Annotated in this window: 18 protein-coding genes, 1 pseudogene and 1 riboswitch; of the genes and pseudogenes, 12 read left to right on the top strand and 7 right to left on the bottom strand. The window is 34.5% G+C overall.

Annotated elements, in window-relative coordinates; all coding sequences use genetic code 11:
- Positions 1 to 53 precede the first annotated feature (53 nt).
- The 3 genes from NSQ08_RS13765 to NSQ08_RS13755 all read right to left on the bottom strand — a co-directional run bounded on the left by NSQ08_RS13765 (position 54) and on the right by NSQ08_RS13755 (position 2,744).
- Entirely contained in the window at positions 54 to 824 is a 771-nt protein-coding gene (locus NSQ08_RS13765) for a DNA alkylation repair protein (protein ID WP_340775863.1), read from the bottom strand.
- A 33-nt stretch (positions 825 to 857) separates the two neighbouring features.
- A complete protein-coding gene (locus NSQ08_RS13760) occupies positions 858 to 1,163 on the bottom strand; it encodes an iron-sulfur cluster biosynthesis family protein (RefSeq protein WP_044443128.1) in 306 nt (101 codons plus the stop codon).
- A gap of 114 nt (positions 1,164 to 1,277) precedes the next feature.
- Positions 1,278 to 2,744: an amino acid permease gene (locus NSQ08_RS13755; RefSeq protein WP_016091686.1), complete on the bottom strand. Its 1,467-nt coding sequence runs from the start codon at positions 2,742 to 2,744 to the stop codon at positions 1,278 to 1,280.
- A gap of 112 nt (positions 2,745 to 2,856) precedes the next feature.
- Positions 2,857 to 3,049: riboswitch (Lysine riboswitch) on the bottom strand.
- Positions 3,050 to 3,434: 385 nt separating this feature from the next.
- Here NSQ08_RS13755 and NSQ08_RS13750 point away from each other — a divergent pair.
- Positions 3,435 to 3,884, top strand: a complete 450-nt coding sequence (locus tag NSQ08_RS13750) for a GNAT family N-acetyltransferase (RefSeq protein ID WP_340775853.1) — start codon at positions 3,435 to 3,437, stop codon at positions 3,882 to 3,884.
- A gap of 40 nt (positions 3,885 to 3,924) precedes the next feature.
- On the opposite strand, the gene NSQ08_RS13745 is transcribed toward NSQ08_RS13750, so the two are convergent.
- Positions 3,925 to 4,827 carry a sulfite exporter TauE/SafE family protein gene (locus NSQ08_RS13745; protein ID WP_002127976.1) on the bottom strand — a complete coding sequence of 301 codons (903 nt, stop codon included), beginning with the start codon at positions 4,825 to 4,827 and terminating at the stop codon, positions 3,925 to 3,927.
- Positions 4,828 to 5,034: 207 nt separating this feature from the next.
- On the opposite strand from NSQ08_RS13745, the gene NSQ08_RS13740 reads away from it, so the two are divergent.
- From NSQ08_RS13740 to NSQ08_RS13695, 10 genes are all read left to right on the top strand, one after another.
- Entirely contained in the window at positions 5,035 to 5,832 is a 798-nt protein-coding gene (locus tag NSQ08_RS13740) for a VOC family protein (RefSeq protein WP_340775849.1), read from the top strand.
- 14 nt (positions 5,833 to 5,846) lie between these two features.
- Positions 5,847 to 6,785, top strand: a complete 939-nt coding sequence (locus tag NSQ08_RS13735; protein ID WP_340775847.1) for an aminoglycoside phosphotransferase family protein — start codon at positions 5,847 to 5,849, stop codon at positions 6,783 to 6,785.
- 13 nt (positions 6,786 to 6,798) lie between these two features.
- The gene (locus tag NSQ08_RS13730) at positions 6,799 to 7,542 is read left to right on the top strand and encodes a metallophosphoesterase family protein (protein WP_002013591.1); all 744 of its coding nucleotides are present in this window, start codon (positions 6,799 to 6,801) and stop codon (positions 7,540 to 7,542) included.
- Positions 7,543 to 7,686: 144 nt separating this feature from the next.
- The gene (locus tag NSQ08_RS13725; RefSeq protein ID WP_340775841.1) at positions 7,687 to 8,349 is read left to right on the top strand and encodes an AAA family ATPase; all 663 of its coding nucleotides are present in this window, start codon (positions 7,687 to 7,689) and stop codon (positions 8,347 to 8,349) included.
- A 49-nt stretch (positions 8,350 to 8,398) separates the two neighbouring features.
- Positions 8,399 to 8,941: a GrpB family protein gene (locus NSQ08_RS13720; RefSeq protein WP_131245591.1), complete on the top strand. Its 543-nt coding sequence runs from the start codon at positions 8,399 to 8,401 to the stop codon at positions 8,939 to 8,941.
- A 275-nt stretch (positions 8,942 to 9,216) separates the two neighbouring features.
- The gene (locus tag NSQ08_RS13715; RefSeq protein ID WP_340775831.1) at positions 9,217 to 10,041 is read left to right on the top strand and encodes a DUF2785 domain-containing protein; all 825 of its coding nucleotides are present in this window, start codon (positions 9,217 to 9,219) and stop codon (positions 10,039 to 10,041) included.
- Between the two features lie 133 nt (positions 10,042 to 10,174).
- On the top strand, positions 10,175 to 11,161 hold the full coding sequence (locus tag NSQ08_RS13710) for an alpha/beta fold hydrolase (protein ID WP_340775828.1): 987 nt from the start codon (positions 10,175 to 10,177) through the stop codon (positions 11,159 to 11,161).
- A 34-nt stretch (positions 11,162 to 11,195) separates the two neighbouring features.
- Complete coding sequence (locus NSQ08_RS13705) at positions 11,196 to 11,867, top strand: response regulator transcription factor (protein ID WP_340775825.1); 672 nt, start codon at positions 11,196 to 11,198, stop codon at positions 11,865 to 11,867.
- Positions 11,864 to 12,859, top strand: a complete 996-nt coding sequence (locus NSQ08_RS13700) for a sensor histidine kinase (RefSeq protein ID WP_340775821.1) — start codon at positions 11,864 to 11,866, stop codon at positions 12,857 to 12,859. Before NSQ08_RS13705 ends, NSQ08_RS13700 begins: the two co-directional genes overlap by 4 nt.
- Before the next feature lie 63 nt (positions 12,860 to 12,922).
- Positions 12,923 to 13,237, top strand: coding sequence for a DUF3892 domain-containing protein (locus NSQ08_RS13695; protein ID WP_340775818.1), 315 nt, complete (start codon positions 12,923 to 12,925; stop codon positions 13,235 to 13,237).
- An 86-nt stretch (positions 13,238 to 13,323) separates the two neighbouring features.
- Here NSQ08_RS13695 and NSQ08_RS13690 read toward each other — a convergent pair whose 3' ends face one another.
- Complete coding sequence (locus tag NSQ08_RS13690) at positions 13,324 to 13,764, bottom strand: YaiI/YqxD family protein (RefSeq protein ID WP_340775815.1); 441 nt, start codon at positions 13,762 to 13,764, stop codon at positions 13,324 to 13,326.
- Positions 13,765 to 13,998: 234 nt separating this feature from the next.
- Positions 13,999 to 15,441 (bottom strand): MocR-like pyridoxine biosynthesis transcription factor PdxR, encoded by a 1,443-nt coding sequence (pdxR, locus tag NSQ08_RS13685; protein ID WP_340775813.1) that lies wholly within the window; start codon positions 15,439 to 15,441, stop codon positions 13,999 to 14,001.
- Positions 15,442 to 15,565: 124 nt separating this feature from the next.
- Between pdxR and NSQ08_RS13680 the strand changes: the two genes are divergently transcribed.
- Positions 15,566 to 16,477, top strand: a complete 912-nt coding sequence (locus NSQ08_RS13680) for a DMT family transporter (protein WP_088039666.1) — start codon at positions 15,566 to 15,568, stop codon at positions 16,475 to 16,477.
- 33 nt (positions 16,478 to 16,510) lie between these two features.
- On the opposite strand, the pseudogene NSQ08_RS13675 reads toward NSQ08_RS13680, so the two are convergent.
- Positions 16,511 to 16,960: pseudogene (locus NSQ08_RS13675) on the bottom strand (NUDIX hydrolase).
- Positions 16,961 to 17,021 lie beyond the last annotated feature (61 nt).

Below are 17,021 nucleotides of genomic sequence, written 5' to 3'. Positions count from 1 at the left end.
ACGTTTTTATTATTAGCTGTTTTCATATAGATTGTTGCTTTCTTTACAAATACTTAAAAACAAAAATCTTTTGGTAAAGTGCCATTTTTTATCATCGTTCTTAATCCATGTTTCATAATCCAAGGATTAACAGGATGGTTTTTATCGAGTAATTGTTGCAACCATTGAAAAACGAGTTCGTTATCTTCTTTCATAATATCATTAATGTGATTGGCTACAGATTTTTGAACATACTTAGAAGGGTCATTCATTAATGGCTCAAGAAGTTTTAAATTATTTCTGAAGTCACCTTTCAAAGCTCCTATTTTTTTTGCCCAAGGAAGTCTTGGTCTAGTACCTTCTGAAACTAATCTCCTGATGTGGCTGTTTTCATCACGTAACCATTGCTGCAATATGTCTAAGGTTTCTTCATGGTATTTTTCAAGATAAGGACGAATGGCATATTCAGCAGTATTTCTTTTTGTTATTTCATACATTGCATTGAATGAGGATTCAAAATCGTTAATTCCATATTTTTCAACGTATTTTGCGATAGGCATATACATATAACCCTTTGTAAATGTGCCGACTTCTGTTGTATTTTCTGGTCCTAATGTTTTCAGTAATATATGTATTGCTTCATTAAAATCTTTTTGTAATGCATTGTGTAATTCATCTGCTATTACTTCTATACGTTGCTTTAACTCTAAATTTTCAACTTTATTTGTTACGGAATCTACAAAATTTTTTTTAGAGAAATTAGGATCGTGTTTACAAATAGAATCAGCCATTTTTTCTGCTAATTCTTCGTTAAATAAAAATTTTAACGGAACATATTTACCCATTTTTTCACCCCATTGGTCGGATAAAAACAATGTTTATTTTTTAATCGACAATCCATACACCAAAGTCTCACTAGGAGTCGTAATACTAAAACCTGTCGTTTTATAATCAAGTTTCACCGTATCACCAGTGTAATCTGTCGTGAATGAATCCATTTGTACGATAAGCTCCGCATCTTCATATACAACATCATCTGCACGATATGTATCCCAAATTAAATCGACATCAACGAAAATACTGCAAGAGTTTGTCATAGTTCCTCTAATGCGAATGATCTTTTTGTCTTCACGTTCTAGTCTATGTATAGCTGCTTTTGCTTCATCAGTAATACGAATGTTCATGTAATCCCAACCTTTATTTATATTTCCTCTATTATTGCAAAAACAGGAGAAATAGGGAAGGGAGAAGCATTGCATTAAAAAAACGAGCAAACAATTTTGTTTGCTCGTTTTGCTTTATTTCAGTTCACATTTATCAAGTGGAATGACTTTCGTTTTCTTAGTAAATTTATAACCTAACCATAGTACTAAGAAGAGTGGTAAACCGATGTAAGAAACGAGTACACCGTTCCAGTCGATAGATGCTCCTGTAAATGCTCCGTAGTTTTGACCTAAAATAACAATAACACAAAGTGTAAATGCAAAGATTGGACCGAATGGGAACCATTTCGCTTGATATGGTAAATCTTTTAAATCTTTCCCTTGTGCAATATAAGCTTTACGGAAACGGTAATGACTAATAGCAATCCCGACCCAAGCAATAAATCCTGACATCCCAGAAGCATTTAATAACCAAATGTATACAACACCGTCACCGAATAAAGAAGCGATGAAAGCGACGCTACCAACTACTGACGTTGCGATTAATGCGTTAACAGGTACACCGCGGCTATCTAATTTCCCTAAGAACTTTGGTGCTTTTCCTTGGCGAGCTAAATCCCAAAGCATACGAGTTGATGCATACATTCCAGAGTTACCAGCAGAAAGTACTGCAGTTAAAATAACAGCGTTCATAACAGAAGCAGCGAAGGCAACGCCCGCTTTTTCAAATACAAGTGTAAATGGACTTACTGTAACATCACTTGCTGCAAGGCTTTCAGTCGTATAAGGAATTAATAAACCGATAACGAGAATTGCTAAAATGTAGAATAATATAATACGCCAAAAGATAGAACGAATTGCTTTCGGAATATTGCGTTCTGGATCAGCAGTTTCACCAGCAGCTACTCCTAATAATTCAGTTCCTTGGAATGAGAAACCAGCAGCCATAAATACACCGATAATTGCCATGATGCCGCCATTAAATGGTGCATCTGCAACAGTGAAGTTTTTAAAGCCGACAGATTCGCCGCCCATAATTCCAAAAATCATCATAAAACCGACAATTAAAAAGATAATAATAGTAACTACTTTAATAAGTGCGAACCAATATTCAGATTCACCAAAACCTTTAACAGATAAATAGTTTAAGAGAAAAATAATAGCTAAACAAAGTCCACTCCAAATAAGAGAAGGGGTATCTGGGAACCAAAATTTCATAATTAATGTTACGGCCGCTAGTTCAGCTGCAATCGTAATCGCCCAGTTATACCAATAGTTCCATCCAAGTGCAAAACCAAGTGATGGATCAACAAATTTTGTTGCATAAGTACTAAAAGATCCAGTAACAGGCATGTAAGCCGCGAGTTCTGCTAAGCTTGTCATTAAAAAATAAACCATAATTCCAATTGCGGCATATGCGACTAATGCACCGCCAGGACCAGCTGAATGGATAACACCACCACTGGCAAGAAATAATCCGGTACCGATTGTACCACCGAGAGAAATCATCGTAAGGTGACGAGATTTTAATCCGCGTTTTAATTCACCTTGTCCTTGTGTAGTTTGCGTTTTAGAGGTAGATTGATTTGTTGCGCTATTCATGTTCAACACTCCTTTTCTTGTAGGTTAGGAAGGAGCGGGGGAGAAAAATACAAAAAACCGCCAAAGGAATTAGGCGGAACGTTTCACAAATAACCACCCCATCATACCCTTCCGTTAAGATAGCACACCACGTTTACACGGTAATTTTGTAAACGTGACAGTTCTGTTCCTTTCGGAGACAGCCCCAGCTCATATTTCCAGAGAAGAAATATAAACTTCGGCAACTTTTCCTTTCAAACGGAGTCAGTGACATTCGCTGTGTCTCGTCCATTTTACTTTTAAAAGTCGCAACCTCTACCTCATCGGATTGATGAGGATTTATAAATTGCTATGATTTTTAATATATGGCAATTGTAATGATTTTCTGAATATATTGCAAGGGATTTTGTTAGGAAAAGTCAAAAAATATCGGTTATTGTATAGGAAACGCTTGCAAAACTCCACCCGAACCTACTTTTATGTAACAATAAGCAAAGAAAAAATTGTTATACAAATGTTTCGCAAAAAATATTGAAAAACCCTTTAAAATTAAAAGAAAATTCAGAAAATATAATTCGACATAACTATTAAAAGGGGATTATTCCTTAAATTCGTTTCAAAGAAATAGGTATAAATCCGATAAATAGAATGAATATTCTTTTTACTTCTGATAAAATTGAGGTATTGTTTAATTGAAAAGGGGATATCATTATGAAATTAGAAACGGAAAGATTATATATAGTACCGTGTACAGAAGAATGGATTCAAATTGCGAATAATCAAGGATACAATAGTGGCCCACATATTGTAGGGCATATAGAAAATGTGAAACGAGATGTGGCTTCATTACCGTGGGGACCGTGGTATGTTATTCGGAAAGAGGATGATGTGGTTCTAGGTGATATAGGATTTAAAGGGAAACCGAATGAGCAACATACGGTAGAAATTGGTTACGGATTTATTGAGAAATATTGGAATAAAGGGTATGCAACAGAAGCAGTTAGTGAATTAATGAAATGGGCTTCTCAAACAGGGGAAGTGGAAACGATTATAGCGGAGACACTCCTTGATAATTATAGCTCTATTCGTGTATTAGAGAAATTACATATGAAAAGAGTAAATAGTACTGAAACGATGGTCAATTGGAAAATAGAAAAATAAAAAATACCGCTCGAAGTAAATCGGGCGGTATTATTATTAATTATGGTAGCATTTGTTTTTGATCTTTCGGATAGCCGGCTGTCGATACGTTAGAACGATTGGAATGATTACGAACAGCAATAAAAATAGATATAATAACGACAAGACCAACTGCAACGTAAGAAAGTGAAATAATAGTTGGATCTACTTTAAATGTAGTAAGCAGTGTACGTATATTCGTAAAGATAATAAGTCCGCCAACGAGTACGCCAAGTAAATGAGAAGGAACGATGCGTACTAACCATGCGGCGATTGGTGCGGCAACAATACCACCAAGCATGAGGGCAAATACCCAAACCCAGCTTACTTGTTCCCAGCCAAGTGAAATGAAAAAGCCAATCGTTGCAGCGAGTGAAACAGGAAATTCACTCGTATCTACAGATCCAATAACTTTTCTAGCTTCATTTCCTCTTGCAAGAAGAACAGGTGTCGTAATCGGCCCCCAACCACCGCCGCCAGTTGAATCGACGAATCCAGCGAATAAGCCAAGTGGTACAAGTTGTTTAGCAGACATACGCTTATTTGAAGAAACAATTTGTTTTTGAATGATGAATCGTAATAAAATATAAACCCCTAAAGTAAATAAAAATATGGAAATGTACGGTTTAATTACATCACCAGGTAAATTGCTTAAAAAACATGCCCCAATAAATGCGCCAATTGCTCCTGGTAATGTAAGTCTGGAAACTGTATATTTATCAACGTTTCCAAATTTGATATGAGATGCACCAGAAGCGGCGGTTGTAACGACTTCAGCTAAATGAACTGATGCAGAAGCTACAGCTGGTGCGATACCAAACATTAATAATAGTGAGGTAGACGTTACCCCGTACGCCATACCAAGTGCGCCATCAATCAATTGAGCGAAAAATCCAATAATAGCAAAGACAATTAATTTCTGCATAAATAATCCCCCTGTAATAATAAATGAAAAAGACACTTTTCCCGTATGAGAAAAGTGCCTTTGGTTTTTCCAATCAGCAATAATTAAATTTGTTTTATTATAATACACATTAATCGTATAAATCAACTGGGTTTTAAGTTTTTTTGAATTGAACGAAAGAAAAATAAAATATACAATAAAAGGATGGAGAGAAAGGGGAGAAAGACTATGTTAGCATTTGATCATCTCGTTCACGCAGTGCATTGTACACCGGAGGAAGCGGCAAAACAAATGCAGGAGCATGGATTTCATACTGCATTAGGCGGTGAGCATACGACTTGGGGTACTTGGAATAGTTTATGTTATTTTGATTTATCATATATAGAATTTTTAGCAGTTCAGCATGAAGAAAAAGCGAGAGAAGCAGAAAATCCATTAGTACAAGAAACAGTGGTGAAATTAAAAAATGGAGAAGGGATGCTACAAATCGCAATTCGAACAGATGCAATTGAAGAACTAGCAGTTAAATTTAGTAAGCACGGCTTACATACGATAGGACCATTTGAAGGGAAACGGATCAGAAAAGATGGCCGGCTTTTAGAATGGAAAATGTTATTTGTAAAGCAAGAAGAGAATGGACCGAAATTACCATTCTTTATACAGTGGAATGAAACGGATGAAGAAAGAAGAAACGATTTACGTAAAATAGGGACGATCACTGAACATAAAAATAAAGTACAAGAAATTGAAACGATTCATTATACGGTGAAAAATGTTCGAGAAACAGTGCGGAAATGGAAAGAAGTAATGGAGCTAACTGCAAATTCAATCATACAAAATGAAGAATGGAATGCTGAGTGTCAAAGTGTATCGTTTGGTGATGTTCATGTGCAGTTTTGTGAACCAGTTGGAGAAGGGCTAGTACTAGAACGTTTGAAGCATCATGGCGAATATCCATTTGCAGTGGAGTTTAAAGAGGAAAATAAACGAGAGTATGAAGTGTTAGGTAGTTTGTTCGTATATTAATAGAGGTGAGTTTTGTGGAAGAAATGTTAAGAGAGATAGAAAGAAAACTAGAGTGGTCACGTATTGTAAAATGTACAGCTATTACAAAAGGTTTTTCACATGAAGAGAAGTATAAAATTGACCTAGAGAATCGAGAAACTTATTTTGTAAAAGTGTGTGGTTCTTCTAATTATGAACGAAAACAAGAAGAATATATGTATATGAAACAATTGGAGTTATTACATATTCCAACGCCGAAGTTAATTCATTTCATAAAACTTGAGGGATTAAATAAATGTGTTCAAGTATTTGAATGGACCCAAGGTGTAAATGGTCAAGAGAGCTTAAGCAAGCTATCGGTGGAAGAACAGTATAATGCAGGAAGAAAAGCAGGGGAAATATTAAAGAGAATTCACTCGATAGAAAGAGAAAGTGCAAGTAATAAATGGGAAATATTTAGGTGGAATAAGTATGAAAGGTACATAGAGGCATTAGCAGATTATGAGGTGAATTTTCTGGATTTGAAGCCAGTATTAACCTTTGTAGAAAATCATAAAGACTTATTGAAAAATCGGCCTATCACATTTTTACACGATGATTACCACCCAGCAAATAGTATGATTCACAATAAAGAGTTTATCGTTATTGATTTTGGTGGATATGATTTTGGCGATCCAATACACGATTTTTATAACGTAGCGATTTTTACTACAAGAATAAGCAAACCATTTGCGGTTGGACAAGTTCACGGTTATTGCGGAGGTGATCCGTCACTCCACTTTTGGAAACTGTATTCATTATATGCAGCGATGACATTCCCAGCGGATATCGTATGGACAAACCGAACTACACCACATTTAGTAGAGGATATGAAAGAAAGATTGAACCGAATTATAGAAGATCATAATCATTTTTCATCTTATATTCCAAAATGGTATCAATCACAACATGAGGATATAATAAACAATAAATAACGGAGGGATTCATTTGGATAAAATTGCGGTAATTTCAGATATACATGGTAATATTCCGGCATTAGAATCAGTACTGAAAGATATTAAATTAAGAGGAATTGAACGTATTATTTGTCTTGGAGATTTAGTAGGAAAAGGTCCGCATTCTAGCGAAGTAATTGAAATCGTTCGTAAAGAATGTGAAGGAACCGTAATGGGAAACTGGGATGATTTCATTACAAAACCGACTGAATTTGAAGCGTTAAAATGGCATCAAAAACAATTGTCAGAAGAACAAAATGAGTATTTAAGAAGCTTACCATTTTCAATCGAGTTTTATATGAGTGGGAAACTGATTCGTATGTTCCACGCTTCACCGAGAAGTTTGTATGAAAGAATTCAACCACATGCAACAAGAGAAGAGCGTATTAGTATGTTCGAAAATAGTGAGCTCACAGAGAATATAGAAGGGGAAAGAAAACCAGATGTCGTTTGTTACGGTGACGTTCATCAGGCGTATGTGCAAAATTTTAGAGGGAAAACGTTATGTAATGCTGGTAGTGTAGGTAATCCACTTGAAATTACACAAGCTTCCTATTTAATTTTTGAAGGAACATACAATGAAAAAGAAGCAGCAAGCTTTTCCATTCAACTCGTACGTGTACCATATGATATTGAACTAGCCATCCGATTAGCTGAAGAGTTGGATATGCCAGAAATTGAAGAATACAAGCAAGAATTACGGACTGCTTTATATCGAGGGTTTAAGGGGAAATAAGGGAAATATAAATCAATAAAAATATATCTATCATAACTTAAAATATATCAACGATTTTTTTCAATATATCGATTTACCAACAAATAGCGATAAAATTAATTTACTGCAATTATATTATGTAAACAATATACAGGAGGGAATGTCATGCTCCGAAAACAATACATGAAAGAAATTGCTGATCATATTTTAACGTTAAAATTAACCCATCCAATAAGAGTTGGAGTAAATGGTATAACAGCTTCAGGAAAGACAACATTTGCAAACGAACTGGCAGAGGAAATGAAAAATCGGGGAGTGCAAGTAACACGCGCCAGCATTGACGATTTTCATAACCCGAGAGTGATTCGTTTTGCACAAGGAAAAGAGTCTGCAAGAGGGTATTATGAAGATGCACACAATTATACAGCTTTCAAAGAAAGGCTATTAAAACCTTTAGGACCTAACGGGAATTTACAGTATGAAACGATTTCTCATAACTTAATAACGGACATGCCTGTACATAATACGCCGCTAGTGGCCTCGCCAACTATGGTGCTAATAGTAGATGGAACATTTTTATTGAAAAAAGAAATTGAGTATCTATTTGACTATAAAATTTTCGTAGATACAGATTTTGAGATTGTGAGAAACCGTGGTGCAGAGCGCGAGACTGAGGCTTTTGGAAGTTATGAAGAAGCAGAGAAAATGTTTATAAACAGATATCATGCAGCTTGTAAGATGTATATAGATGAGCATAATCCGAAAGAATGTGCGAATGTTATATTTCAGAATAGTAATTTTGATGATCCGGTAGTTGTATTTAAATGAATTTAAAATCGTTTATATAGCAAAAAGTTCGTGAAAGGGGATGCGTCGGGTGGATAAAAAAGATAATCCGAACGATTGGCCTGTATGGGCGAATGAGTCAGTAGAGATAGTTAATGCAAATCCTGATTGGCAAGATAAAGGCCGATATGAAGAACAGCAACTTTATGAACTGCTTACTCCTCTCGGTATTAGCAAAGTAATACATATAGGAAGTACATCCATACCTGGTTTACCTGCAAAACCTATCATTGATCTAATGGCTGAAACAGACTCATTTGATAGAGTGCTCGATATTTCAGCAAAATTGGCTATATATGATTGGCATTATGTAGGCCCGGAATTAGATGAAAGACCTTGGAGAAGGTTCTTTGTGAAAGTGAAGAATAATAGGCGTGTAGCTCATCTGCATTTGATGGTTAAAGGGACTGAACGATGGGAGCAACAACTTTTATTTCGTAACCGCTTACGAGAAAATCCACAATTAGTTTATGATTATTCAAATCTGAAACAAGATTTAGCTAAAAGATATAACCAAGATAGAGAAGCATACACAAAAGCTAAAACAGAGTTTATTAAACAAGTTCTAAAATGATTTAATTTTTGATTGTAAATACGTTTGAATACAAATGAAAAAAATACTTTATTTTATAACTTAAACTTACATGAAATGCATGTAAACAAAGTGAGAAGCTTTGGTGTTCCAATGTATTTCCTTTTATTTCTCGGGAGAAATTTATATAATTGAATCAAGTTCATAGAAAGATAGGGACTAAAACTATATTAAAAGTCGACTTAATTTTATGAGGGAAATTACAGGGGATAAGGCGAAAATAAGTTGAAAAACGTAAAAAGGGGACAGGAAATATAATGACAGAAGTACTAGAACTAAAAGAAGAATTACAACAAATTCAAAATAATAATTATGCTGTGCCAGAAGATGTAGATGCATATCCATATGCACAGTGGATGCTAGATTATATCGGATCACCTGATGCTGAATTACGTGATGATTTGATTTATAGTACGCTTCACAAATGGATTACAAATGATGTATTTAGACAAAAAGAATTACGAGGATTAATGTTACAAGCGATTAGTCCTGATTATTTATTTTATAAAATTGGTGAAAAGGGCACAGATTCTGTATTTAAACGTGCGTTCTCCGTATTAATTCCGCCGCTTATTTTATCTGTTCATGAAAGAGAACCACTGTTATCTGAAGAACAACTGTATAGTGTGGCAGAACAAGTTCTGGAATATGTCTATTTAGAAGAAGATGTAAGAGGTTACGTAGAAGGAAAAGGCTGGGCACATTCTACTGCACATGCGGCAGATGCACTAGATGCTTTAGCACGTACAATACAAAATCGTGAGTTTTCATATGCAATACTAGCTGCTGTTCGTCAAAAAGTTCGTATGAATGACTACGTATACATGCACTTTGAGGATGAGAGATTAGTAACGCCAATTATGTCGTTACGTAATCAAAATCTTTTAACTGAAGAAGAGTGGAGCAACTGGCTACATAGTATAGCAATTGTTGATGATATCCGACATCCTCAGCTTGCTATTTTAGTACAAAATATTAGAGCTTTCTTAAGAAGTTTATATTTTACAGCTTTAGAGAATGAGGGTACTACTGCCTTTACAGATGATATATTGAAGACTTTGAAGGATTTGCGTAGGTATTAAAAATAGCGTTTGAATTGGAAATTTTAAAAGAAATCCATACTTAGAAACAAAGAGAAAATATTAATTTTGAAAAATTTATTAGAAATTTATTTTTACATTGTACCCTTTCAGTATAGACTGAAAGGGGTGTCAAATGAAAAAAATATTGAAGATAGTAAAGATTATATTTTTTGTATGTAGCAGCATTATTTTTCTTGGAACAGGCGCTGTATTCATATATCATAACTATCAATTAAGAATGGAATCGAAATTAATGAACAATGAAGGGGACCTTGTTAATTTCAATAATAAAAAAGTGAATGTTTATAACGAGGGGAGCGGGAAGGATACTTTTGTATTTATGGCCGGATCTGGAATTGCCGCTCCTGTTTATGAATTGAAAGGATTATATAGTGAATTTTCGAAAGAAAACAAGGTTTCTGTAATTGAGAGAGCTGGTTATGGATACAGTGATGTTTTTCATGATGATAGAGATATTGATACGATATTAGAACAAACGAGAGAAGCGCTTATTAGAAGTGGAAATAAACCTCCCTATATTTTAGTGCCACACTCTCTATCGGGTATAGAGGCTATTTATTGGGCACAAAAATACCCAAGTGAAGTAAAAGGGATTATTGCGTTAGATATTGGTTTACCTAATCAGTACGTAACTCATAAAATAGACGAGGTTGATTCATTAATAATAAAAGGGATGAATATTTTAACGAAAATTGGTTTTCAGCGATTAGTTCCTTCTATTACTTATAATCCCGAAGTAATTCAGCAATCCTTTTTAACCGAACAGGAAAAAACTATTTATAAAGCCCTCTCATATAAACAAGCTTTTAATGATGATATGAAGCAAGAACTTTTACAAAGTTACAATAACAGTAACAAATCTAATTCTTTATCATTCCCAAAAGAAACACCAATTTTATTTATAGATGCGATTGCTAGGGAAAATAAAAACTCGAAATATACAAAGCAAAAAAACAGAGATTATGAGGAGTTTGCTAGCAAGTTATTGATAGCTGATGTGAAAAAAATTGAAGGTACACATAGTATTTATTTATACGCTCCTGATGAAATATACAAACTTGTAATGGATTTTATTAATAATAAAGTAGTGAAGAACTAAGCTATTGTTATTTTAGTGATGGAAGGTCTACATAATGAAAGAATATAACATATTAATTGTTGAAGATGATTTGATGATAGGAGATTTATTACAAAAAATTTTGCAGCGTGAGAAGTATAAAGTGTATTGGGAGAAAGAAGGAAAGAATGTTCTAGATGTAATCCATGAAATAGATTTAGTCATAATGGATGTTATGTTACCAGGTGAAGATGGTTATCAAATTACAAAGAAAATAAAAAATCTAGGATTAAATATTCCAATCATATTTTTATCAGCTCGGAATGATATTGATAGTAAACTAAAAGGTCTTACCATTGGAGAAGAATACATGATAAAACCTTTTGATCCTCGAGAATTAATGTTAAGAATTCAGAAAATGTTAGATAATCAATATGGTACTTTCACGCAAATTAAACATTTATTTATAGATGCAGAATATAAAAGGGTTTTCATTAATGGTTTGCGTGATGAAGTTGTGTTTACAGCGATTGAGCGTAAAATATTTTTCTATTTGTATGAAAATAGGGATAGAATTCTAACAAAAGAACACTTCTTTGATTACTTATGGCAACTCGAAGATAGAAATCAAAATATCATGAACGTACATATAAAGAAAATTAGGACCAAAATCGATGATAAAACAGGTAACATAATTCAGAACATATATGGAGAAGGGTATAGATTAAATACCTTTATGAAGAAATGAAATTAAAGAAGAAATATCAGTTATTACTATTCACTGCTATTATTAGCGTACCATTGTTATTATTGCCGATTAGTATCTTTGTATCAGTTATTTATAATGTTGCCTTTAAAACTAAAAACAAGAACATTCCTTTTCATGAATCCTTTGCATATCCTACTATGTTAATCATATTTTTATTATCACTATTAGTATTAGCTTTTGTATTTTCAAAATCGATTAATTCATTATTAAATAAAATTAATGTATTAAATCAAACGATTCGAGATTTAGCAAGTGATAAAAAAATCCCTAATATAATAGATGTCAAAAGCGATGATGAAATGGGGGAACTGATTAGATCAGTAAACTTGCTAATAGAAAGAACGACTTATCGAGAATTAGAACTACAACAACAGGAACAAATAAAAAAGGAACTATTAAATAAATTACGGCATGATATTAATACACCCTTAACAGCGGTTAGATTACAATTATATTATTTAGAAGGCGAATACGAAGGACAAGCACAAGTACTTGAATCAATGTATGGGCAGATACAATATATAAGTGATTTAACTAACGAATTTAATATTCAATCTACAGAGACCTTAGAAAATACTTATATTGTGAATGATGAAGTGAATATACATAATTTAATAGAAAATATGATTAAAAAATGGAGCTATTTGTATAGCATTCATAAAATTGAATTAGTATATAATCCACAAGATAAAGAGTTGATATGGAATAGTAATGAGTTATGGATTCAAAGGCTATTTGATAATATTTTTCAAAATGTCCTTAAACATTCAAAAGCTAAAAAACTCAAAATCATTATAGATGAAGATATTGTTTCCTTTAGAGATAACGGGATGGGGTTTGATATAAATAAAAAAGGAACGGGACTTGGTTTGAAAAATATTGAAGATATATCAAAGATGTTCGATATAAAATACACTTTACAATCAAATAGTGAGGGGACTATGTTTTCATTTGAAAATACTAAAGTTTAGAGCAATTTACATAAAACCAACACCTCACAACCATACTAATAAAATGTGTTGGAGGTGAAATTTATGGACAAAAAAGACTTTCAAAAAGTTTATAATGATTACTTACATCAAGGAGAAGAGCAAGCTCAATTTGAAGTAGACAATGAAGGCAATTCAGGAGCAGAACAAATTGTTGCCGTTCGTAAAAATGATGATGGGGATTTAATTGCTTTTAAGACAAGTAGCGGGAGAGAGTTAGATTATATTACAGCTCTTAGTGAAGCGAAATCAGGGAATTTAGCTCATGTGGACGTATTTCATAAGTATGGTAGAGATATTATACGTAGTGAACCTGATGGAATAAAGGAAAATAACTTAGATAATTTACCTTCATTTTAAACAGGTAAACCTCAAGAAGAGAATGTTCATTTGGATATTCTCTTCTTTGTTTTGCGAAGTTTTCCTTGCAAATAGACGGTTCATTTTTAAAGTGCAATTATACTTTTAAAGAGCACTCTAAACTTCTCTTTATCTTCTGCTGTAAATGGTTTCGGTCCCTTTGTACGCTTACCGCTTTTTCGAACCATTGCACTTAAATACCGTGTTTGTAACAATTGTTCAATGTTTTCATTCGTATACTTATAGCCTTTATGGTGTAGAACGATACAGCCTTTTGCTAAAGCTAGCGAAGCAAGACCATAATCTTGCGTTACGATTAAATCTTCTTTTTTTGCTAACTGCATAATCCGGTAATCCGCAGCATCTGCTCCGGAATCAACATAAATTGTTTCTACACCTTTTGGTTGTTCCGCATTAGAATAATGAGAAAAGCTAGTAACGAGGGTAACGGGAATTTCTGCATTCGTAGCCTCATAAATAATCACATCTTTTACAGGACAAGCATCTGCATCAACGTAAATCTTCATTTTATCAACTCCTATAAAGTGAAACTTTAATCAGTGGGGGTTTTGTTCATCCCCCACTGATTATTAGTTGAACCAATCGGGCGTTTACGGGCAGTTGATCTCCCACCTAACTTCTTTGTTCCAGCTGAATTTTGAGGTGGGAGTTTTACTGCCCACAAATAGCGGGATGAATAGGTTCGTGTTGATAATAATGGTAGATTTTGCTTTTGTCAAACGAGACTTCTTTACATAATGTTATTTCCCACAAACCAAAATAGCCTCACGCAAACGAGAAATACCTTTTTCAATTTGATCAATATTCACTTTCCCGTAAGATAAACGAATATAACCGTCTTTAGCACCGAAAATACTACCCGGCATAAAGGCGATTTCTTGTTTTAAGCTTTGCATAATAAGTTGTTTTTCGTTTATAGGTTCGTTTAATTTTCCCCATATGTATATACCACCGGTCGGGCTTGAGAAAGAGATTTTATCGTGAAGTTGCTCGTTTAGGGCACGAACGATAATGTCTCTTTTTTCTGCAAGTTGTTTTCGTAACGGTACGATATGCGACTGAAATGGTACAGTTTCGAAAAATTGTTGTATAAGCCACTGCGGGAATATACTCATCCCTAATTCCATTTGGTGACGTGCATCTGATAATCGCTCTACGACAGACTGCGGAGCGACAAGCCAGCCAACTCGTAACCCTGGCGCAATCATTTTTGATAAGGAATGAACATAAATGACAGTTCCGTTTTCATCAATCGATTTTAAAGTAGGGCAAGGTTGTTTATTTTCTAACGTAAGTAAACTAGACGGATCATCTTCAACGATCGCAATTCGTAAGTCTGCGCAAAGTGATAGCAGTTTCTTTCTACGGTTTGGATGCAGCATCGTTCCCGTAGGGTTTTGGAAATTTGGATTTAAAAAGATCATTTTAATACGATGCTTTCTATATAACTCTTGCACATCGTCTGGATTAATACCGTGTTCATCGACAGGTAATGGAAAAATACGAATACCTGCCGATTGGAATAACGGTAATGAATAACAGTGTGAAGGGCTTTCGAAAGCGACTGCGTCACCTGGATTTAATAAACATTGTACGATAAGGTGAAGTGCTTGTTGGGCGCCGGATGTAATCATTATGGATTGTTCGGTCGCTTCAACTTTTAAATATTTCTTCATATATTTTACTACCGCTTGTCTTAGCGGGAGATACCCCTGGGGATGATCGTAACTTAATGACTGCGTTAACGGTTGTTCTCGCAAAATTGTTTGTAGTTGATCGTGAGGATAGAGATTACAACCGAGCTCTCCGTTTGCGAAATCTATAATGTTCTCATTTTGTTGTACTTCTGCCCGAATATGGCGAAGTAACGGTAAGTTTGGTAAAAAAGTACCACCTTCTACGAAACCTCTCCAGTTCGGCGTTAATGTTGGAGAAACACCCCACATATGTGTACTCACACGTGTACCTTTACCAGTCGTACTTTCTACAATTCCCATAGCACGTAGTTCATTATAAGCAGTTGTTACCGTACTTCGGTTTACATTTAACTGCGTAGCTAATTTCCGTTCTGAAGGGAGGAAGCTACCTGGGGGAAGTTCTCCGTATGTAATACGTTTTTCAATAAAGTCAACAACTTGCTGATAAATTGGGATTTTACTGTCGTTATCTAGCTTCCATTCCATACAAACGCCTCCGCAAATCTTATATACATTAAGTATAACAAATTGGCTGGGTAAAAAAACAGCCAATTGGACGGTGTTATATCCAGCCAATTTTACTATGCTAAATAGGGAAGGGGAGATTCGGATGAAACGATGGCAAATGGAATGGCTCCTAGTATCAGTAGCATTAGTATGGGGAGCAAATTATACAATTGGAAAGTATGGCGTGGCATATATGTCATCCATTCAATTTAATAGTTTACGATTTTTAGTAGCATCACCGGTATTATTACTTATTACATTTTTAATGGAACGCTCATTACGTATTGAAAGAAAAGATTGGTTACGATTATTAGCAGTCGGTATCGTTGGAACGACAATGTATCAAACGATGTTTATGCTATCTGTGAAATATACTTCAGCAACGAACGCCTCATTATTAATTGCGATGTCACCTATTTTTACAGGGATATTAGCAGTATTGCACAAACAAGAACGTTTTTCGATGAAAGTACAAATAGGTTCAATAATAGCGTTTATTGGTGCAGCATTCGTTTTATTAACAGGACATACAGGAGGAGCTACTTACGAATATGCGTGGATCGGAAATGTAATTGGATTAGTCGCAGCAATTGCGTGGGGATGGTATCCCATTTTAGCGCAACCACTTATCACAAAATACTCCGCAATGAGAGTCACTTCATGGTCTACTTTAATTGGAATTGTACCTCTCGTTATATACTGTTTATTCAACGTAAATACATTAACGTGGCCAGTAGATACGCCAAGCTGGGGATCACTAGCATATTCAATCGTCTTTGCGACAATTTTCGGACTTGCAATGTGGTATGTCGGTATTAGTAAAATCGGTTCAACGAAAGTAATGGTTTATATGTATCTCGTACCATTGTTCGCAGTTATCTTTGCAGCTGTAACAATTGGAGAGCAAATCAATATGATGCAACTCGTTGGCGGTCTTATAATCTTCATCGGCTTATATGTTGTAAAAAAAGGCGGAATCAAAAAGCCAGCTCTCAATTTGAAAAAAGTAAGTTAGTAGTAAAAATGATCTCTTTCATATAGAAGGAGATCATTTTTTATTTCGTAATAAAAGCGCTTGTTCAACAGCCCATTTTTGATGATCGTGAAGTAAATGTTCTATAGCAAGCGATGGAGACATCCATTGTAAAATATGGTCTTCTTCATGAACTTCAACTTCATGTATCTTTTATGCAATGTAAAAGAACCCATCGTTTAAATAATATGTATCCTCTTTTTCGGCATAAAAATCTCGTGCTGCATTACCGATATAACGATCAATTTCAATCGCCCAACCTAATTCCTCTAGTAATTCACGATGTAAACATGCTTCTTTCGTTTCCGTACTTTCCATACCGTCACCAGGTAAAAAATAATGTTCTCCTTTTTCGATGATAGCTATTTTTGAGCAAGTATTGTTAAAAATAACCGCATAGCAACTAGGCCGTAATACATACTGGACGGTAGGGTTTTTATAGATAAATGTCGGTTTCGAAATCATAAAACACGACCTTTCTCTATAAAATACATAAAAGGGATATTAAGGTAAATGTAGAATTATG

This window comes from Bacillus sp. FSL E2-8887 (assembly GCF_038007205.1).
GTDB classification, from domain to species: domain Bacteria; phylum Bacillota; class Bacilli; order Bacillales; family Bacillaceae_G; genus Bacillus_A; species Bacillus_A mycoides.
This window is presented reverse-complemented; position numbering and strand designations above follow the sequence as displayed.